At 72.5% G+C, this 19,266-nt stretch carries 14 protein-coding genes; 9 read left to right on the top strand and 5 right to left on the bottom strand.

Annotated features, from left to right (window positions below):
• Positions 1 to 237: 237 nt before the first annotated feature.
• Both HOY81_RS00425 and HOY81_RS00420 read right to left on the bottom strand, forming a co-directional pair.
• Positions 238 to 1,917, bottom strand: a complete 1,680-nt coding sequence (locus tag HOY81_RS00425) for a cation acetate symporter (RefSeq protein ID WP_237316716.1) — start codon at positions 1,915 to 1,917, stop codon at positions 238 to 240.
• On the bottom strand, positions 1,914 to 2,288 hold the full coding sequence (locus HOY81_RS00420; RefSeq protein ID WP_237316714.1) for a DUF485 domain-containing protein: 375 nt from the start codon (positions 2,286 to 2,288) through the stop codon (positions 1,914 to 1,916). The genes HOY81_RS00425 and HOY81_RS00420 overlap by 4 nt, the downstream gene beginning before the upstream one ends.
• Before the next feature lie 287 nt (positions 2,289 to 2,575).
• Here HOY81_RS00420 and HOY81_RS00415 point away from each other — a divergent pair, with 287 nt between their 5' ends.
• The 8 genes from HOY81_RS00415 (at position 2,576) to HOY81_RS00380 (ending at position 15,303) form a co-directional block, all read left to right on the top strand.
• Complete coding sequence (locus tag HOY81_RS00415) at positions 2,576 to 3,328, top strand: thioredoxin domain-containing protein (RefSeq protein WP_237316712.1); 753 nt, start codon at positions 2,576 to 2,578, stop codon at positions 3,326 to 3,328.
• 105 nt (positions 3,329 to 3,433) lie between these two features.
• Positions 3,434 to 4,516, top strand: a complete 1,083-nt coding sequence (gene lgt, locus HOY81_RS00410) for a prolipoprotein diacylglyceryl transferase (protein WP_237316710.1) — start codon at positions 3,434 to 3,436, stop codon at positions 4,514 to 4,516.
• 554 nt (positions 4,517 to 5,070) lie between these two features.
• The gene (locus HOY81_RS00405) at positions 5,071 to 5,802 is read left to right on the top strand and encodes a VIT1/CCC1 transporter family protein (RefSeq protein WP_237316708.1); all 732 of its coding nucleotides are present in this window, start codon (positions 5,071 to 5,073) and stop codon (positions 5,800 to 5,802) included.
• Positions 5,803 to 6,202: 400 nt separating this feature from the next.
• Positions 6,203 to 10,741 (top strand): glutamate synthase large subunit, encoded by a 4,539-nt coding sequence (gene gltB, locus HOY81_RS00400; RefSeq protein ID WP_237316908.1) that lies wholly within the window; start codon positions 6,203 to 6,205, stop codon positions 10,739 to 10,741.
• Entirely contained in the window at positions 10,734 to 12,194 is a 1,461-nt protein-coding gene (locus tag HOY81_RS00395; RefSeq protein WP_237316706.1) for a glutamate synthase subunit beta, read from the top strand. Before gltB ends, HOY81_RS00395 begins: the two co-directional genes overlap by 8 nt.
• 244 nt (positions 12,195 to 12,438) lie before the next feature.
• Positions 12,439 to 13,089: a sulfotransferase family protein gene (locus tag HOY81_RS00390; RefSeq protein ID WP_237316703.1), complete on the top strand. Its 651-nt coding sequence runs from the start codon at positions 12,439 to 12,441 to the stop codon at positions 13,087 to 13,089.
• A gap of 293 nt (positions 13,090 to 13,382) precedes the next feature.
• A complete protein-coding gene (locus HOY81_RS00385; RefSeq protein ID WP_237316701.1) occupies positions 13,383 to 14,540 on the top strand; it encodes a glutathione-independent formaldehyde dehydrogenase in 1,158 nt (385 codons plus the stop codon).
• A 355-nt stretch (positions 14,541 to 14,895) separates the two neighbouring features.
• A complete protein-coding gene (locus HOY81_RS00380; RefSeq protein ID WP_237316699.1) occupies positions 14,896 to 15,303 on the top strand; it encodes a PPOX class F420-dependent oxidoreductase in 408 nt (135 codons plus the stop codon).
• A 46-nt stretch (positions 15,304 to 15,349) separates the two neighbouring features.
• Here HOY81_RS00380 and HOY81_RS00375 read toward each other — a convergent pair whose 3' ends face one another.
• On the bottom strand, positions 15,350 to 16,261 hold the full coding sequence (locus HOY81_RS00375) for a hypothetical protein (protein ID WP_237316697.1): 912 nt from the start codon (positions 16,259 to 16,261) through the stop codon (positions 15,350 to 15,352).
• 139 nt (positions 16,262 to 16,400) lie between these two features.
• Between HOY81_RS00375 and HOY81_RS00370 the strand changes: the two genes are divergently transcribed.
• A complete protein-coding gene (locus tag HOY81_RS00370; protein WP_237316695.1) occupies positions 16,401 to 16,727 on the top strand; it encodes a chorismate mutase in 327 nt (108 codons plus the stop codon).
• A gap of 84 nt (positions 16,728 to 16,811) precedes the next feature.
• Here HOY81_RS00370 and pyk read toward each other — a convergent pair whose 3' ends face one another.
• Together pyk and HOY81_RS00360 are read right to left on the bottom strand one after the other, a co-directional pair.
• Entirely contained in the window at positions 16,812 to 18,239 is a 1,428-nt protein-coding gene (pyk, locus tag HOY81_RS00365) for a pyruvate kinase (RefSeq protein WP_237316693.1), read from the bottom strand.
• 155 nt (positions 18,240 to 18,394) lie between these two features.
• Positions 18,395 to 19,093, bottom strand: coding sequence for an SIMPL domain-containing protein (locus HOY81_RS00360; RefSeq protein WP_237316691.1), 699 nt, complete (start codon positions 19,091 to 19,093; stop codon positions 18,395 to 18,397).
• Between the last annotated feature and the right edge of the window lie 173 nt (positions 19,094 to 19,266).

Genomic DNA, 19,266 nt, shown 5'->3' with positions numbered 1-19,266 from the left:
CCGTAACGCAGTACGGGGCTCGCGGAACCGGTCCGGGAGGAAGGAACCCGCGGCGGGCCGGGCGGCCCGGCGCCTCCCGGCCGGCCGGCCGGGCGGGGCTCCCTGCGACGCACCGGACGCCGGGCCCGGACGTGAGAAGCCCGGGCCCGGCGGTGACCCGGCGCGCCGGCGTGGTGGGGGAGGCGCGGCCGGAGGGGGGCGTCACCGCCGGACCCGGGCGGGTCCGGGTGCGGTCCGTCAGTGGTCGGCGGCCCGCTCGGCTCCCGCGCCGGTGAGCGCCCGCACCTGGAGCTGGGCGTAGCGGCGCGGGTCGTTCTCCGGGGACATCAGGGTGCCGACGATCGCGCAGAGCAGGCCCAGCGGGATCGAGACCAGCCCCGGGTTGGACAGCGGGAACCAGCTGAAGTCGGCGCCCGTGACCAGTGCCTTCTCCGAGCCGGAGACCACCGGGGAGAAGACGACCAGCCCGACCGCGCTGATCAGGCCGCCGTAGATGCCGGCCACCGCGCCCTGGGTGTTGAACCGCTTCCAGAAGAGGCTCAGCAGCAGGGTGGGCAGGTTGGCCGAGGCCGCGATGGCGAACGCGAGGGCCACCAGGAAGGCCACGTTCAGGCTCTGCGCGAAGATCGCCAGCACGATCGCCGCGGCGCCCACGCCGAACGCGGCCAGCCGCGCCACCTTGACCTCCTCCTGGTCGCTCGCCTTACCCCCGCGGAGCACGCTGTTGTAGAAGTCGTGCGCCAGCGAGGACGAGGAGGCGATGGTCAGGCCGGCCACCGTGGAGAGGATCGCGGCGAAGGCCACCGCGGCGATCACCGCGAGCATCAGCGCGGCCAGCGCGGACCCGCCGAAGTGGTCGCCCGCCGCCTCGGCGAGTTGCGGGGCGGCCGTGTTGCCCGCCGGGTTCTGCGCGGTGATGGCGTCCTTGCCCACCATCGCCGCCGCGCCGAAGCCGAGCACCAGGGTCATCAGGTAGAAGGTGCCGATCAGGCCGATGCCCCAGTTCACGGACTTCCGCGCGGTCTTGGAGTCCGGCACCGTGTAGAAGCGGATGAGGATGTGCGGCAGGCCGGCGGTGCCCAGCACCAGGGCGAGGCCCAGGCTGATCATGTCCAGCTTGTTCCACATCGTCTGCCAGGCGTCCCCGGGCACCTCGGTGCCGAACCTGAGTCCCGGTTCCAGGAACGCCTGCCCGGAGCCGCTGGTGTTGGCCGCGTCGCTCATCAGCGAGCCGAAGTCGAAGTCGTAGACCGCCAGCACCATGAGCGTGAGCAGGAAGGCCCCGCCCATCAGCATTCCGGCCTTGATGATCTGCACCCAGGTGGTGCCCTTCATGCCGCCGAAGGTCACATAGACGATCATCAGGATGCCGACGATCACGATGCCCGCGATCTTGGCGGTGCCGGCGTCCATGCCGAGGTAGGTCTCGCCCTTCTGGATGCCCAGCAGCAGGGCGATCAGCGCGCCCGCGCCGACCATCTGGGCCAGCAGGTAGAAGACCGAGACCGTGATCGTGGAGACCGCGGCCGCCGTACGGACCGGGCGCTGCCGCATCCGGTACGAGAGCACGTCCGCCATGGTGAACCGGCCGGAGTTCCGCAGCAGCTCCGCCACCAGCAGCAGCGCCACCAGCCAGGCCACCAGGAAGCCGATCGAGTACAGGAAGCCGTCGTACCCGAAGAGCGCGATCATGCCGGCGATGCCCAGGAAGGACGCCGCGGACATGTAGTCGCTGCCGATGGCGAAGCCGTTCTGCATGCCGCTGAAGCCGCGGCCGCCGGAGTGGAAGTCGGTCGCCGAACGGGTCTGTCTGCTCGCCCACACCGTGACCCCCAGGGTCACGGCGATCATCGCGAGGAAGAGCACCACGGTCCAGGTGCGGCTGCTGGACTCGGCAGCCTGTGCGAGCACGTTCATTTGCGGACCTCCTCGCGGTCGCCGCCGGGACCGTCCAGCTCCGCACGCAGGCTGCCGGCCAGCGGGTCCAGCCGCCGGGCGGCGAAGCGCGAGTAGAGCACGGCGATGCCGAAGGTGGACACGAACTGCAGCAGCCCGAAGACCAGCGCCAGATTGACGCGGCCGAAGAGCTCGGTGGCCATGACGTCCCGCGCGTACGCGGACATCAGCACGTACAGCAGGTACCAGGCGAAGAAGGCGATGCTCATCGGGAAGACGAAGACCATCAGCCGGCGTTTGAGGTCCTGGAAGCGTGGATCGCCGTGCATCGCGACGGCGCGCTCCGCCGCATCCCCGGGGGAGTGCGAGGGAGCGGGGGGCTGGGTCGGCATGGACGTCTCCTCGTCGTCAATGGCCGGAATGGGCCCGTCGAATGGGGGAAACGTAGGCAGTGGCCTTCCCCCGGGAAAGCGGCACACCGGCTCGTGCGGCGAACGCGCCGGGTGCGCGGCGAACGGCCGGGGACCGTGCGACGGGCGGCCGGTTTTGTCGCTCAGCGGTCAACCGCGCAGGACGGGCGCACCCACTTTCGGGGGAAGGGCCCGGGCGGGGCCGCTGCACCGCGGCCTCCGGCTCGTTCCTGCAGGGCGTGACGAGTCAGACGGATCGCGAGAGTGTGATGAGCGACGACAGCCGCCCCGGCGTGCCCTCGGCACGCGAACGGCTACGTGTGGAACGGGAGCGGGACAGGCAGCGGGCCAAGCGGCTGCGCGCCCTGAAGGTCACCGGCGGTGCCGTCCTGGTGCTGGGCGTGGCCGCGCTGGTCGGGGTCGCCGTGGCCGTGACCGGCAAGGGCGGCAGCGAGTCCACCGACGCCCAGCCGGTGAGCACCGGGGCGTCGGACGCGCCCGTCACCATGACGGTCTACGAGGACTTCCGCTGCCCCGCGTGCGCGCAGTTCGAGAAGCAGTTCCGCGGCACGGTCAACGAGCTGCGGGACGCGGGCAAGCTCCGGGTCGACTACCACCTGGTCACCATCATCGACGGCAACCTCGGCGGCCAGGGCTCGGCCCGCGCGGCCGGGGCCGCGATGTGCGCCCACGACGAGAACGCGTTCGTGCCCTACCACGACGTGCTCTACGCCAACCAGCCGCCGGAGCAGAACGACGCCTTCGCCAGCAAGGACCGGCTGCTGAAGCTGGCCCGCGAGGTGCCCGGGCTGCGCACCGTGCAGTTCGAGAAGTGCGTGCGCGACGAGCTGAAGCGCGGCCGGGTCGAGCGCACCAACGCGGCCTTCCTCGACTCCGGCTACAACGCCACGCCGACCGTCCTGATCGACGGGAAGAACGTCTACGGCGACCAGAACGACCCCTTCACCCCGCAGGAGCTGCGGAAGCTGGTCGAGAGGAAGGCCGGGAACACGAGTGGCTGATGCGTGCCCGCATCCGCGGCGGCGGCAGGTGCCGCCCCGTTATGGAGCCGTAAGTCCGGGCGGAGTGCCCGGACGCCCGCCCGGCACGGTAGCGTCGGGGACGTCATGAACACCCTTGCCTTCATCCCCAGCCCCGCGGCCGGCGAGATCCACCTCGGTCCGGTGCCGCTGCGCGGTTACGCGTTCTGCATCATCATCGGCGTCTTCCTCGCCGTGTGGCTCGGCGGCCGCCGCTGGGTCGCCCGCGGGGGCCGGGTCGGCACCGTGGCCGACATCGCGGTCTGGGCGGTGCCCTTCGGACTGGTCGGCGGCCGGCTCTACCACGTGATCACCGACTACCAGCTCTACTTCGGCGAGGGGCGGAACTGGGTCGACGCCTTCCGGGTCTGGGACGGCGGGCTCGGCATCTGGGGCGCGATCGCCCTGGGTGCGCTCGGCGCCTGGATCGGCTGCCGGCGGCGCGGCATCCCGCTGCCCGCCTACGCCGACGCGGTGGCGCCCGGTGTGGCGCTCGCCCAGGCGATCGGCCGCTGGGGCAACTGGTTCAACCAGGAGCTGTACGGGCGGGCCACCGACCTGCCGTGGGCCGTGGAGATCGACCGGGAGAACCGGCCGGTCGACTCCCTGGACCTGGCCACCTACCACCCGACGTTCCTCTACGAGTCGCTGTGGTGCATCGGCGTCGCGCTGCTGGTGCTCTGGGCCGACCGCCGTTTCCGGATGGGCCACGGGCGCGCCTTCGCGCTGTATGTCGCCGCCTACACCGCCGGGCGCTTCTGGATCGAGTATCTGCGTATCGACGACGCTCACCACGTGTGGGGTCTCCGCCTCAACAACTGGACGGCGCTCGCCGTCTTCCTGGCGGCGGTGGCCTACATCGTGATCTCGCACCGGGTGTCGCCCGGCCGCGAGGAGATCGTGGAGCCGGGCGCCGGGGACTCCGGGGACGGTGAGGGCCCCGGGGACTCCGGGAGCGCCCGGAAGGGCGAGGACGGCGAGGCCGCCGGGGGCGCCGGCACCGCGAAGCCGGAGGACGGGGCCGCCTCCGCCGGGGAGGCCGGAGCGGACTCCGGCGCCTCCGGGGACGCGACGAAGGCGGGGGAGCCCGGCCGTGAGCCCGCCGCGGCCACGGCCGACTCCGAGCGCCCCGCCGGCGACTCCGCCCGCAAGGACGCCGGCCGGCCCTGACCAGGACCGCCCGCTGCTTCTCGCCGCGGCCCGGCCGCGGCGCCGGCCCGCAGGCCGGTGCCGCTGGGGTGACCTGCCGACGGCTGCTGACAGGGCCGTCCGCGGCGTCCCGCGGTTCGGCTCTTCCGGCGTCCCGCCGCGGGGAGCGGCGTCTGCCACGCAGGTCGGCGCCGCTGCGGCAGTGACTCCGCCGACGCGGGGGCTCCTGGGGTGGGCCGTGCGCGGCTTCTCGCCGGGCGGTTGCCCCCGCGCGGCTGCAGGGAGCGCGCTTGCCGCGCAGGCCGGCGCCGCGGCCGCGGCGACCCCGCCGATGCCGGGGCTCCCGGCGAGTACCGTCACTCGGTCCGGCGATGCGGCCCTCGCGGCGCCCGCCGCGTCCGCGCCCCCGGCGGCGGCCGCCTGCCATGGCCCGGCCTCCCCGTCGCCGGGCGCCCGCGCAGCGGAAACCCCTGGTCGGGGCGGTTAGTTCGGCCTTCCTTGCTGGCGCGGCCGGGCTCCCTGTGCCTACGGTCGAAGCGTCGGCCGAGCCGTGCGCAGCGAAGGAGGTCCCCGCCATGAGTCCCGTCGTCCCCGCCGAGCCCGGGACGGAGGAGCCGGAGATGCATCACGAGCACCGTGATGTGAACGGAGGCTGGCTCCGCCCGGCCGTCTTCGGTGCGATGGACGGGCTGGTGTCGAACCTGGGCCTGATGTCCGGCGTCGCGGGGAGCAACGCCTCCTCGCAGACGATCGTCATCGCCGGCCTGGCCGGCCTCGCCGCCGGGGCCTTCTCCATGGCGGCGGGGGAGTACACCTCCGTGGCCTCGCAGCGTGAGCTCGTCCAGGCCGAGCTGGAGGTCGAGCGTCGTGAGCTGCGCCGGCACCCGGGGGCCGAGCTGCACGAGCTGACACAGCTCTACCGGTCGCGGGGCGTGGACCCGGACCTCGCCGAGGAGGTGGCCCGGCAGCTCTCCGCAGACCCGGACCAGGCCCTGGAGATCCACGCGCGGGAGGAGCTCGGCGTCGACCCCGGCGAGCTGCCCTCGCCGACCGTGGCGGCCGTCTCCTCCTTCGGGGCGTTCGCGCTGGGCGCGGCGGTCCCCGTGCTGCCGTACGTGCTCGGAGCCACCGCGCTGTGGCCGGCGGTGCTGCTGGCGCTGCTCGGGCTCTTCGTGTGCGGTGTGCTGGTCAGCCGGGTGACCGCGCGGACCTGGTGGTTCAGCGGGCTGCGTCAGCTCGCGCTGGGTGCGGCGGCGGCCGCGGTCACGTACGGTCTGGGGGCGCTCTTCGGCGTCACGGTCGGTTAGCCTCGGCGGCGGCCAGGTCGGCGCCGCTCGTGGGGCCGCGTGTGGGGTGTGTCATGGCGTCTCCCCGCCCGGCCATGATCCCCTTGTTACCCGGCGGTTTCAGCCTCCCTCCCACGGGGCAGGAGCCGTAGCACGCCGCGGGCAACGACGCCCGCGCGACCTGGCGGTTTTCCCGGCCACCGGGCCCTCAGGGCCTGTCCCCGACTTTCGGCACTCCGATGCGCTGTCCGCATGCTGGAATGCCGCATCCGCGTTTCGGGAAGATGCGCCATCATGTAACCTGCACGAAAATTTGTTCCTGAGGGCCAACGTCGTCCCTCGGCGCCTGCTTATGCCACCGACGACGACGGGAGAGCCGATGCGCGCAGCATCCCTGGCGGCCCACCCTGCCAAGCAGGGGATGTACGACCCCCGGTACGAGCACGACGCGTGCGGCGTCGGCTTCGTCGCCACGCTCACCGGCGAGCCCAGCCACGAGCTGGTGGAGCAGGCCCTGACCGTGCTGCGCAACCTCGAGCACCGCGGCGCCACCGGCTCCGACCCGGACACCGGCGACGGCGCCGGCATCCTCCTCCAGGTCCCGGACGCCTTCCTCCGCGAGAACGTGCCCTTCCACCTGCCCGAGGCGGGCGCCTACGCCGTCGGCATGGCCTTCCTCCCCACCGACGGGGTCGAGGAGGCCGAGACCGCCGCGCAGATCGCCGCCCTCGCCGACGAGGAGGGCCTGCAGGTCCTCGGCTGGCGCGAGGTGCCCGTCGCCCCTCAGCTCCTGGGCGAGGGCGCCCGGGCCACGATGCCCTCCTTCCGTCAGCTCTTCGTCGCCGACGCCGACGAGACGAACCCCCGCACCGGCATCGACCTGGACCGGCTCGCCTTCGTGCTGCGCAAGCGCGCCGAGCGCGAGGCCGGGACGTACTTCCCGTCCCTCTCCGCCCGGACCCTCGTCTACAAGGGCATGCTCACCACGGGCCAGCTCGAGCCGTTCTTCCCGGACCTCTCCGACCGGCGGCTCGCCAGCGCCGTGGCGCTGGTCCACTCCCGCTTCTCCACCAACACCTTCCCGAGCTGGCCGCTGGCCCACCCCTACCGGTTCGTCGCCCACAACGGCGAGATCAACACCGTGCAGGGCAACCGGAACTGGATGCGCGCCCGCGAGTCCCAGCTCGTCTCCGACCTCTTCGGCGGCAAGGAGAAGGCCCTCGACCGGATCTTCCCGGTCTGCACTCCGGACGCCTCCGACTCCGCCACCTTCGACGAGGTACTCGAACTGCTGCACCTCGGCGGCCGCTCGCTGCCGCACTCGGTGCTGATGATGGTCCCGGAGGCGTGGGAGAACCACGACTCCATGGACCCGGCACGCCGCGCCTTCTACCGGTACCACTCCACGATGATGGAGCCCTGGGACGGCCCGGCCTGTGTCACCTTCACCGACGGCACCCAGGTCGGCGCCGTGCTGGACCGCAACGGTCTGCGCCCCGGCCGCTACTGGGTCACCGACGACGGCCTCGTCGTGCTGGGCTCCGAGGTCGGCGTGCTCGACATCGACCCGTCCCGGGTGGTGCGCAAGGGCCGCCTGCAGCCCGGCCGCATGTTCCTCGTGGACACCGCCGAGCACCGCATCATCGAGGACCACGAGATCAAGGCGGAGCTCGCCGCCGAGCACCCGTACGAGGAGTGGCTGGACGCCGGGCTCATCGGCCTCGCCGACCTGCCCGAGCGCGAGCACATCGTGCACACCCACGCCTCGGTCACCCGCCGCCAGCAGACCTTCGGCTACACCGAGGAGGAGCTGCGGGTCCTCCTCGCCCCCATGGCCGAGACCGGCGCGGAACCCATCGGCTCCATGGGCACCGACTCGCCCATCGCCGCCCTCTCCGACCGCCCGCGGCTGATCTTCGACTACTTCACCCAGCTCTTCGCGCAGGTCACCAACCCGCCGCTGGACGCGATCCGCGAGGAGCTGGTGACCTCGCTGCAGTCGCCGCTCGGCCCGAAGGGCAACCTGCTGGAGCCCACCGCGGCCTCCTGCCGCAGCGTCACCCTGCCCTTCCCGGTCATCGACAACGACGAGCTGGCCAAGCTCATCCACATCAACGCCGACGGCGACCTGCCCGGCTTCAAGGCCACCACTCTCTCCGGTCTCTACCGGGTGCAGGAGGGCGGCGCCGGGCTGGCCGAGCGCATCCGGCAGATCTGCGCCGAGGCCGACGAGGCCATCGCCTCCGGCGCCCGGCTCATCGTGCTCTCCGACCGGCACTCCGACGCCGAGCACGCGCCGATCCCGTCGCTGCTGCTCACCTCCGCCGTCCACCACCACCTCATCCGCACCAAGCAGCGCACCCAGGTGGGCCTGCTGGTGGAGGCCGGCGACGTCCGCGAGGTCCACCACGTCGCCCTGCTCATCGGCTACGGCGCCGCCGCGGTCAACCCCTACCTCGCCATGGAGACCGTCGAGGACCTGGTCCGCGCCGGCACCTTCCTCCCCGGCGACACGGAGCCCGAGGCCGCCATCCGCAACCTCATCAAGGCGCTCGGCAAGGGCGTGCTGAAGGTGATGTCCAAGATGGGCATCTCCACCGTCGCCTCCTACCGCGGCGCCCAGGTCTTCGAGGCCGTCGGCCTGGACCAGTCCTTCGTGGACACCTACTTCCACGGCACCACCACCAAGATCGGCGGCGCCGGCCTCGACGTGGTCGCCCGGGAGGTCGCCGCCCGGCACGCCAAGGCGTACCCGGCCTCCGGGATCGCCCCCGCCCACCGCGACCTCGACATCGGCGGCGAGTACCAGTGGCGCCGCGAGGGCGAGCCGCACCTCTTCGACCCGGACACCGTCTTCCGGCTCCAGCACTCCACCCGCACCCGCCGGTACGACATCTTCAAGCAGTACACCCAGCGCGTCGACGAGCAGTCCGAGCGGCTGATGACGCTGCGCGGCCTGTTCCGGCTGAAGAACGGCGAGCGGCAGCCGGTACCGCTGGACGAGGTCGAGCCCGTCTCCGAGATCGTCAAGCGCTTCTCCACCGGCGCCATGTCGTACGGCTCCATCTCCCAGGAGGCGCACGAGACCCTCGCCATCGCCATGAACCGGCTCGGCGGCAAGTCCAACACCGGTGAGGGCGGCGAGGACCCGGAGCGGCTCTACGACCCGGCGCGCCGCTCCTCGATCAAGCAGGTCGCCTCCGGCCGCTTCGGCGTGACCAGCGAGTACCTGGTCAACTCCGACGACATCCAGATCAAGATGGCGCAGGGCGCCAAGCCCGGTGAGGGCGGCCAGCTCCCCGGCCACAAGGTCTACCCGTGGGTGGCCAAGACCCGGCACTCCACACCCGGCGTCGGCCTCATCTCGCCGCCGCCGCACCACGACATCTACTCCATCGAGGACCTCGCACAGCTCATCCACGACCTGAAGAACGCCAACCCGCGGGCCCGCATCCACGTGAAGCTGGTCTCCGAGGTCGGCGTCGGCACCGTCGCCGCCGGCGTCTCCAAGGCGCACGCCGACGTGGTGCTCATCTCCGGGCACGACGGCGGCACCGGCGCCTCGCCGCTCACCTCACTCAAGCACGCGGGCGGACCCTGGGAGCTCGGCCTCGCCGAGACCCAGCAGACCCTGCTGCTCAACGGTCTGCGCGACCGGATCGTGGTGCAGACCGACGGCCAGCTCAAGACCGGCCGGGACGTGCTGATCGCCGCCCTCCTCGGCGCCGAGGAGTACGGCTTCGCGACCGCACCGCTGGTCGTCTCCGGCTGCGTCATGATGCGCGTCTGCCACCTGGACACCTGCCCGGTCGGCATCGCCACCCAGAACCCGGTGCTCCGCGAGCGCTACTCCGGCCAGGCCGACTTCGTGGTGAACTTCTTCGAGTTCGTCGCCGAGGAGGTCCGCGAACTCCTCGCCGAGCTGGGCTTCCGCACCCTCGACGAGGCCGTCGGCCACGCCGAGCTGCTCGACGTCAGCCGCGCCGTGGACCACTGGAAGGCCCAGGGCCTGGACCTCGAGCCGCTGCTGCACGTGCCCGGGCTTCCCGAGGGCGCCGCCCGGCACCAGGTGATCGAGCAGGACCACGGCCTCGCCAAGGCCCTCGACAACCAGCTCGTCAAGCTGTCCGCGGACGCGCTCTCCGTCGACACCCCGGAGGCCGCCGAGCCCGTACGGGCACAGCTCGCGATCCGGAACATCAACCGGACCGTCGGCACCATGCTGGGCCACGAGGTGACCCGGAAGTTCGGCGGCGCCGGACTGCCCGACGACACCATCGACATCACCTTCACCGGCTCCGCCGGCCAGTCCTTCGGCGCGTTCCTGCCGCGCGGCGTCACGCTCCGCCTGGAGGGCGACGCCAACGACTACGTCGGCAAGGGCCTCTCCGGCGGCCGCGTCGTGGTGCGCCCGGACCGCGGCGCCGACCACCTCGCCGAGTACTCCACCATCGCCGGGAACACCCTGGCGTACGGGGCGACCGGCGGCGAGATGTTCCTCCGCGGCCGCGTCGGCGAGCGCTTCTGCGTCCGGAACTCCGGCGCCGTCGTCGTCTCCGAAGGCGTGGGCGACCACGGCTGCGAGTACATGACCGGCGGCAAGGCCGTCATCCTCGGCGAGACCGGGCGCAACTTCGGCGCGGGCATGTCCGGCGGCATCGCCTACGTCGTCGACCTGGACCCGGACAACGTCAACACCGGGCTCCGGGGTGCCGTCGAGGAACTCGACGACGACGACCGGCAGTGGCTGCACGAGGCCGTGCGCCGCCACCGCGACGAGACCGGATCCACCGTCGCCGGCCGGATGCTGGAGGACTGGGACGCCGCCGTGCGCCGCTTCAGCAAGATCATTCCACCCACCTTCAAGGCAGTGCTCGCCGCCAAGGACGCCGCCGAGCGAGCCGGACTGACCGAGTCCGAGACCCACGAGAAGATGATGGAGGCGGCGATCGATGGCTGACCCCAAGGGCTTCCTGACCACCGACCGCGAGGTCGCCCGGATGCGCCCGGTCAGCGAGCGCGTCAAGGACTGGAACGAGGTCTACGAGCCGGGCTCGCTGCTGCCGATCATCAGCAAGCAGGCCGGGCGCTGCATGGACTGCGGCATCCCCTTCTGCCACAACGGCTGCCCGCTCGGGAACCTCATCCCGGAGTGGAACGACTACGCCTACCGCGAGGACTGGGCCGCCGCCAGCGAGCGGCTGCACGCCACCAACAACTTCCCGGAGTTCACCGGGCGGCTGTGCCCCGCGCCCTGCGAGTCCGCATGCGTGCTCGGTATCAACCAGCCCGCGGTGACCATCAAGAACGTCGAGGTCACCATCATCGACAAGGCGTGGGACGCGGGCATGGTCACCCCGCAGCCGCCCGAGCGGCTCTCCGGCAAGACCGTCGCCGTCATCGGCTCCGGCCCCGCCGGGCTCGCCGCCGCCCAGCAGCTCACCCGCGCCGGGCACACCGTCGCCGTCTACGAGCGCGCGGACCGCATCGGCGGCCTCCTCCGCTACGGCATCCCCGAGTTCAAGATGGAGAAGCGGCACATCAACCGGCGTATCGAGCAGATGCGCACGGAGGGCACCAAGTTCCGCACCGAGATCGAGATCGGCCGGGACATCACCGCCGGCCAGCTCCGCCGCCGCTACGACGCCGTGGTGATCGCCGCCGGCGCCACCACCGCGCGCGACCTGCCCGTCCCGGGCCGCGAGCTGAACGGCATCCACCAGGCCATGGAGTACCTGCCGCCAGCCAACAAGGTGCAGGAGGGCGACCTCACCGTCTCCCCGATCAGCGCCGAGGGCAAGCACGTCGTCGTCATCGGCGGCGGCGACACCGGCGCCGACTGCGTCGGCACCGCCCACCGGCAGGGCGCCGCCTCCGTCACCCAGCTCGAGATCATGCCGCAGCCGGGGGAGGAGCGCGCCCCCCACCAGCCCTGGCCGACCTTCCCGATGCTCTACAAGGTCACCTCCGCCCACGAGGAGGGCGGCGAGCGCGTCTACTCCGTCTCCACCACCCGCTTCGAGGGCGACGAGAACGGCGATGTGCAGTGGCTGCACCTCGTCGAGGTCGGGATGAAGGACGGCAAGCTCGAGCAGAAGCCCGGCACAGAGCGGAAGATCCCCGCGCAGCTCGTCACCCTCGCCATGGGCTTCACCGGCGTGGACCGGGAGAACGGCCTCGTCGAGCAGTTCGGCGTCGAACTCGACGAGCGCGGCAACATCGCCCGCGACGCGGACTACGCCACCAACGTCGACGGCGTCTTCGTCGCCGGCGACGCCGGCCGCGGCCAGTCCCTCATCGTCTGGGCCATCGCCGAGGGCCGCTCCGCCGCCCGCGGCGTCGACCGTTACCTCACCGGCGGCAGCTCGCTGCACGCCCCGATCAAGCCGACGGACCGCGCCCTGGCGGTGTGACCGGCGGGCCCGGACACCCGTGGCCGGGCCCCCGCCCCTCCCGCGACCGTCGCTCCGCTGTCCCGCACAGTGCCGTGCGGACATCCCGGCGCCCGCCCCTCACCCCCGACCGGGGGGCGGGCGCCGTCCTGTGCCCGGCCGACGCGATATGGCGCGTTCACGCGTGCGACGAGCCCCGCCGGTGGGTACGGATCTCCCCGTCACAGGGGCACCGACGCCCCACGCGCACCGGGGAGGGGCACCCATGCTGGAACTCATCGGCGCCGGATTCGGTCGCACCGGCACCCTGTCCATGAAGGCGGCACTGGAACGTCTCGGCCACGGCCCGGCGTACCACATGGCCGAGATCCTCGCGGAACCCCGGCGCTTACGGGACTGGAGCCGCGTACTCGGCGGTGCGGAGCCCGACTGGTACCGGATCTTCGACGGGTACCGGTCCACCGTGGACTGGCCGGGCGCGGCCTACTGGCGGGAACTCTGCGCCGCCTTCCCCCAGGCGAAGGTCCTGCTGACCGTCCGGGACCCCGAACGGTGGTACGACAGCACCCGCCGCACCATCCACCGGTTCTCCCGCGACCCCGCAGGCTTCCCGGGCGAGGAGGGCGCCGCCTTCCGGGCGGCCGTCCGCACCATGGTGTGGGAGGGCACCTTCGGCGGCCGCTTCGAGGACAAGGCGCACGCCATCCGGGTCTTCGAGGAGCACAACGCCGCCGTGCAGCGGGAGATACCCGCCGACCGGCTGCTGGTGTACCGGGCCGGCGACGGCTGGGAGCCGCTGTGCGCCTTCCTCGGCACCGACGTCCCCGACGAGGACTTCCCGCACCTCAACGACGCCGCCTCGATGCAGGAGGCGGTCGCACAGGCCACGGCGGAAGGCGGCTTCCCCCGCATCTGAGCGACCCGGGCCCCGGCGCGCCGCCCTCGCACGAGCGCGCCGGCGCCTCGTACGCACACGGCAGCGGCGACTACGCACCGCACGGTCCCGGCTCCCGCCGGGACCGGCGCGCGGAGTCGTGGTGTACGCCGGCCCGGCGGGGTACTCGCCCCGTGGCTCCGGGGGACCACCGGCCGAAGCGGCCCGGGGCTCTCCCACCGTCCCGGAGAACGCCTGCTCAGCGGTGTATCCGGAGCGGAGTGAGGGCCGGGCCCGCCGGGGCGTCACACCAGACGTACACGGAAGGAGTCGCCGTGAAAGCCGTCGTGTACAAGGAGCCGTTCAGCGTCGCCGTGGAGGACGTCCCGGAACCGCGGCTCGAAGCACCCACCGACGTCCTCGTCGAGATCACCACCTCCTGCATCTGCGGGTCCGACCTGCACATGTACGAAGGCCGCACCGGCGCCGAGCCGGGCATCGTCTTCGGCCACGAGAACATGGGGATCGTGCAGGAGGTCGGCTCCGGCGTCGTCAGCGTCCGCAAGGGCGACCGCGTGGTGATGCCGTTCAACGTCGCCTGCGGCTTCTGCAAGAACTGCCTGGCCGGCAAGACCGGCTTCTGCCTCACCGTGAACGAGGGCTTCGCCGGCGGTGCCTACGGCTATGTCTCCATGGGCCCCTACACGGGCGGCCAGGCCGAGTACCTGCGCGTACCGTTCGCGGACTTCAACTGTCTGCAACTGCCCCGGGGCGAAGAGCACGAGGACGACTTCGCGCTGCTCGCCGACATCTTCCCCACCGGCTACCACGCCACGGAACTCGCGCAGGTCTCCCCGGGCGAGACCGTGTGCGTGTTCGGCGCCGGACCGGTCGGCCTGATGGCGGCGTACTCGGCCATGCTCCGCGGTGCCTCCCGGGTCTTCGCCGTCGACCGGCAGCCGGACCGGCTGCGGCTCGCCGAGCGCATCGGCGCCACGGCCATCGACTACACGCAGGCGGACGCGGCGGAGCAGATCAAGGAACACACCGGCGGTGAGGGCACCGACAAGGGCATCGACGCCGTCGGCTACCAGGCAACCGTGCCCAGCGGCGAGGAGCAGCCCGCCATCGTCCTCAACACCCTCATCGAGTCGGTGCGTCCCACCGGCATGCTCGGCGTGGTCGGGCTCTACGTGCCCGCGGACCCCGGCGGCCCCACGGAGGCGGCGCAGCACGGGCAGCTGCTCTTCGACACCGGTCGCTTCTTCGAGAAGGGCCTGCGGATGGGCACCGGCCAGGCGAACGTCAAGGCCTACAACCGGCGGCTCCGGGACATGATCATCGCCGGACGGGCCGAACCGGGCTTCGTGGTCTCGCACCACGTACCGCTCGCCGAGGCGCCGGACGCCTACCGGCACTTCGACAAGCGCGACGAAGGCTGGACGAAGGTGCTCCTCAAGCCCCACACGAACGGGGCCAAGGTCCCCGCCTAGCGGCGAGCCGGATGGCGGGGGCCCGGACGGCCCCCGCTCTGCCCGGCGGGCCCCGCCGGGCAGAGGCCCGCTGCTCCGGTCTCCCACCCCCGGGTGCCCCGGCCCCGGCGGCGCCCGTGCTGCCGGCGTCCGGGGCGCCCGTGCACCCGGGCCCCGGCACCGGCTGTGCCCCCCGGACCCGGGGGCTACCGCCGGTGGCCGGAGCCGGGACGGCTGCTCCCTCCGGTGCACCGGGCACCCCGGCCCGGACGTCGGGCGGCCGCCGTCCGCCACCCGGCGGACCTCCCGGCCCGCCGCCCGCCCCATGTCACACCGCGCCGGTACCGTCCCGTCACAGGGGCAGGAGGTACACGCGATGACACCCGGAACCCAGAGCGGACTCGACCCCTTCACCCGGCAGAAGGCCGTGCTGCTGACCACCTACCGCCGGGACGGACGCCCCGGCGCCACGCCCGTCAGCATCGCCGTGGACGGCACCCACGCCTATATCCGCAGCTACCAGAAGTCCCTCAAGACCCGCCGGCTCCGCCGCAACCCCGCCGCCCTGATCGCCCCCTCGGACATGCGCGGAAACCCGCTGCCCGGCCCCGAGCTGCCCGTACGGCTCCGGCTCCTGGAACCCGGCGGCACCGAGGAACGCCACGCCCGCCGGCTCCTCCGCCGCAAGTACCCTCTGCTGCACGGAGCCGTGGTGCCGCTCACCCACCGGCTCCTGCGCCGCCGCACCGGCCGCACCGTCCACTTCCGCGCCGACCCCCGCTGACCCTGCGGGCCCCTGCCGCCACGGACCCCGGCGGCCCGTGCCCCGCTCAGGTGTCGCACTCCAGCACCGTCCGGCACAGCCCGCAGCGCGCCCGCACCCGGCCCCCGACCGGCACCCGGATCCGCTGGTGGCAGACCGGACACGCGAAGGACACCCGCAGCGGGGACCCCGGTTCGAACACGTAGTCACCCGGCCCGGACGGCCCCGGCCCGCCGCCCGGTCGTTCCAGCGCCCGGCGGCGCTCCCGGGCGTACCGGCGGCGCCCCGCCCAGCCCGCCGCCGCCAGCGGCGGCCGCGCCGTGTCCCGCCGGGCCGGCTCCCGGCCCCGCTCGTACGCCTCGTACGCCTGCGGACTGGTGAACCAGATCGCCGGGTCCTCGCCGAACAACACCGCCCGCTTGGCCAGCACGTACCCGAACTCCTCCGGGGTCAGATACCCCAGCTTCTGCGAGGTCAGCGCGTCCTGCCGGAACGCGTCCAGCAGCAGCCACCCCGTGCCCAGATACGCCGCCGCGGTGTCCGTGAGGATCTCGTTGGCCCGCTGCCCCGCGAACGACAGATCCAGCCGGTGCAGATAGACGTGCATCACCTCGTGGGCCAGCGCCGCCCCGATGTCCCGGCGGTGCCGCTTGAACCGGGTGTTCAGCTCCACGAAGTACTCCGGCCCCGCCGCCAGCTCCACGTTCGCCGCATGCTCCATCTCCCGGAACGAGACGATCACCCGGGCGTCCGGCAGCCGCAGATGCCGCACCATCGCACGCGCCACCCGCTGCGTACCCAGATAGAGATCATCGTCGTCCGCGAAGGCCACCTCACCCGCGGACACGCTGGTGTCGAACGTCCGGACGGTGTCCGGGGACAACCGCCGGTAGAGCGCGGTGATCGACGCCCGCACGGTCTCCAGATGCGGGAAACCACGCTCGACCGGATCCCCCGCACCACCCTGCCGCGCGCCCATGCACACCCCCGCGAGTCAGCCGTGCCCTTGCTCCATGGTCGCACCGGACACCGCGCCCCCACCTCCCGCACGCCCCGCACCGACCGCATCGCGGACACCGCCGCCCCGCCCCCGCCGTCCGCATAGGCTGGTCCGCACCATGAACGAGATCGACGGAATCGACGAATCCGTACGCGCCCAGCTCGCCGAGCTGCGGGACAGCATCGACAACATCGACGCCGCCGTCGTGCACATGCTCGCCGAGCGCTTCAAGTGCACCCAGCGCGTCGGCCAGCTCAAAGCCGAGCACCGGCTGCCCCCCGCCGACCCCGCCCGCGAAGCCCGCCAGATCGCCCGGCTCCGCGAACTGGCGGAGAACGCCAAACTGGACCCCGCCTTCGCGGAGAAGCTGCTGAACTTCATCATCGCCGAGGTCATCCGGCACCACGAGACCCTCGCCGGGGAGTCCGTCCCCCGGGACTCCTGACCGCACCCACCCCCGAAGCCCGCCCCGGGGCCCCCGGCGGCCACCACCCGCGACCGCCCCGGCCCCGCCCGGCAGCGGAGCGCCTCAGCGCAACGCGTCCCCGATGCGGTGCGCCCGCACCAGATTCGTCGACCCCGGCACCCCCGGCGGCGACCCCGCCGTGATCACCACCAGGTCACCCGGCGCACAGCGCCCGATCCGCAGCAGCTCCTCATCCACCTGGGCCACCATCTCGTCCGTGCTCTGCACCGTCGGACCCAGGAACGTCTCCACCCCCCAGGTCAGCGTGAGCTGCGCATACGTCCCCGGATCCGGGGTGAACGCCAGCACCGGGATCGGCGAGCGATACCGCGACAACCGCCGCACCGTGTCACCCGACTGGGTGAAGGCCACCAGGAACCGCGCCCCCAGGAAATCCCCGATCTCCGCAGCCGCACGCGCCACCGCACCACCCTGGGTGCGCGGCTTGCTGCGCTCGGTCAGCGGCGGCAGCCCCTTCGCCAGCAGGTCCTCCTCGGCCGCCGCCACGATCCGGCTCATCGTCCGCACCGTCTCCACCGGATACTTCCCCACGCTGGTCTCACCGGACAGCATCACCGCATCCGTGCCGTCCACCACCGCGTTCGCCACATCCGAGGCCTCCGCACGCGTCGGCCGCGAGGCGTCGACCATCGAGTCCAGCATCTGCGTCGCCACGATCACCGGCTTCGCGTTCCGCTTCGCCAGCTTCACCGCCCGCTTCTGCACCAGCGGCACCTGCTCCAGCGGCATCTCCACACCGAGATCACCCCGGGCCACCATGATCCCGTCGAACGCGTCCACGATCGACTCCAGCGCCGTCACCGCCTGCGGCTTCTCGATCTTGGCGATGACCGGGACCCGGCGCCCCTCCTCCGCCATCACCCGCCGCACCTCCGCCACATCGTCCCCGGAACGGACGAAGGACAACGCCACCACATCGGCGCCCATCCGCAGCGCCCAGCGCAGATCCTCCACGTCCTTCCCGCTCAGCGCCGGCACCGAGACCGCCACCCCCGGCAGATTCAGCCCCTTGTGGTCCGAGGCCAGGCCGCCCTCCACCACCGTCGTCCGCACCAGCGGCCCCTCGACCGCCGTCACCTCCAGCGAGACCCGGCCGTCGTCCACCAGAATCCGCTCACCCGGCGACACGTCCCCGGCCAGCCCCTCGTACGTGGTGCCGCAGCAGGTGTGGTCACCCACCATCTCCTCCACGGACAGCGTGAACGCGTCACCGCTTTCAAGGAGTACCGGCCCGTCACGGAAACGCCCCAGACGGATCTTCGGACCTTGAAGGTCGGCCAGAATCCCGACGCTCCGCCCCGCCTCCCGGGACGCCCGCCGCACCCGCTCGTGACGAGCCTCGTGCTCCACATGCGACCCATGGCTCAGGTTGAAGCGCGCAACGTCCATCCCCGCCTCGACAAGCGCTGTGATCTGCTCGTACGAGTCGGTGGCGGGTCCCAGCGTGCAGACGATCTTTGCTCGGCGCATGAACCGAGCCTATGACCTACCAGCGGGTAGAGAACCGGCGAAAGGCGACAGGCCAACAACAGGCTGATGAAAGCTCGTTGACAACTAATAAAGTGGGCGACCACCCGCTCCGATGAGCGGAAACCCCCTCGGAAAACCCCGGAGAACCCCCGCCCTCACAACGCCGGCGCACTCATCGTGAACCGCGCATTCACCTGCGCCTGCACCGTCTGCCGCTGCGGCTCGAGATCCAGCGCCGGAGCCTCCTCCGCCGCACCCCCGAACCCCACCGCCCGCATCCCCGCACCCGGCGGCGCCGGCCACACCGGACCACCCTCCTCAGCCCCCAGATCCGCCAACTCCACCAACGCCACCAGCTCAGCCCCCAACGCCCCCGCATACTCCCGCGCCCGCGTCACCGCCTCCCGCACCGCACGCTGCCGCGCCTCCCGGTGCACCGGCGAATCCGGCCGCAACGCCCACCACGGACCATCCACCCGCGTCAACTCCAGATCCGCCAACCGCGACGTCACCTCCCCCAGCACCGTGAAGTCCCCCACCGTCGCCTCCACCAGCACCCGCCCGTGATACGTCCGCACCCGCTCCCGGCGCCCCCGCTCCGGCAACTCCGGCGTCACCGTGAACGCACCCGTCTCCAGCCGCTCCACCGCCTCCCCGTACCCCCTCAGCAGCTCCAGCACCCGCGCATTACGCCGCGTCAGATCCTCCAGCGCACCCCGCCGGTCCCGGCCCCGCGCACTCACCGTCACCCCCAACCGCGCGATCTCCGGATCACACTCCAGCCGCGCCTCACCCCGCACCGCCACCCGCGGCACCTCCGGCGTACCGAACGACACAGGCTGCTCCACCGACATCACGACTCCCCAGCTCGACGAAGAAACGTTCCCCGCCCACTCTCCCGCACCCACCCGCCCCGCACGGACCCCCGCGCCGCACCCGCACCACCCCCGCACCCGGAACCCCCACCGCCCCGGCCGGACCGCGCGCCCAGCCGCGCACTCCCACACCGAGCCGGACCGCGCCCGGC

The organism is Streptomyces sp. JJ36 (assembly GCF_021696945.1).
GTDB lineage: Bacteria > Actinomycetota > Actinomycetes > Streptomycetales > Streptomycetaceae > Streptomyces.
This window is presented reverse-complemented; position numbering and strand designations above follow the sequence as displayed.

Bases quoted from the DNA above. Each gene is read 5' to 3' on its own strand.
- HOY81_RS00425 (WP_237316716.1), bottom strand. From the start codon at position 1,917: ATGAACGTGCTCGCACAGGCTGCCGAGTCCAGCAGCCGCACCTGGACC.
- HOY81_RS00420 (WP_237316714.1), bottom strand. From the start codon at position 2,288: ATGCCGACCCAGCCCCCCGCTCCCTCGCACTCCCCCGGGGATGCGGCG.
- HOY81_RS00415 (WP_237316712.1), top strand. From the start codon at position 2,576: ATGAGCGACGACAGCCGCCCCGGCGTGCCCTCGGCACGCGAACGGCTA.
- lgt (WP_237316710.1), top strand. From the start codon at position 3,434: ATGAACACCCTTGCCTTCATCCCCAGCCCCGCGGCCGGCGAGATCCAC.
- HOY81_RS00405 (WP_237316708.1), top strand. From the start codon at position 5,071: ATGAGTCCCGTCGTCCCCGCCGAGCCCGGGACGGAGGAGCCGGAGATG.
- gltB (WP_237316908.1), top strand. From the start codon at position 6,203: ATGTACGACCCCCGGTACGAGCACGACGCGTGCGGCGTCGGCTTCGTC.
- HOY81_RS00395 (WP_237316706.1), top strand. From the start codon at position 10,734: ATGGCTGACCCCAAGGGCTTCCTGACCACCGACCGCGAGGTCGCCCGG.
- HOY81_RS00390 (WP_237316703.1), top strand. From the start codon at position 12,439: ATGCTGGAACTCATCGGCGCCGGATTCGGTCGCACCGGCACCCTGTCC.
- HOY81_RS00380 (WP_237316699.1), top strand. From the start codon at position 14,896: ATGACACCCGGAACCCAGAGCGGACTCGACCCCTTCACCCGGCAGAAG.
- HOY81_RS00375 (WP_237316697.1), bottom strand. From the start codon at position 16,261: ATGGGCGCGCGGCAGGGTGGTGCGGGGGATCCGGTCGAGCGTGGTTTC.
- HOY81_RS00370 (WP_237316695.1), top strand. From the start codon at position 16,401: ATGAACGAGATCGACGGAATCGACGAATCCGTACGCGCCCAGCTCGCC.
- pyk (WP_237316693.1), bottom strand. From the start codon at position 18,239: ATGCGCCGAGCAAAGATCGTCTGCACGCTGGGACCCGCCACCGACTCG.
- HOY81_RS00360 (WP_237316691.1), bottom strand. From the start codon at position 19,093: ATGTCGGTGGAGCAGCCTGTGTCGTTCGGTACGCCGGAGGTGCCGCGG.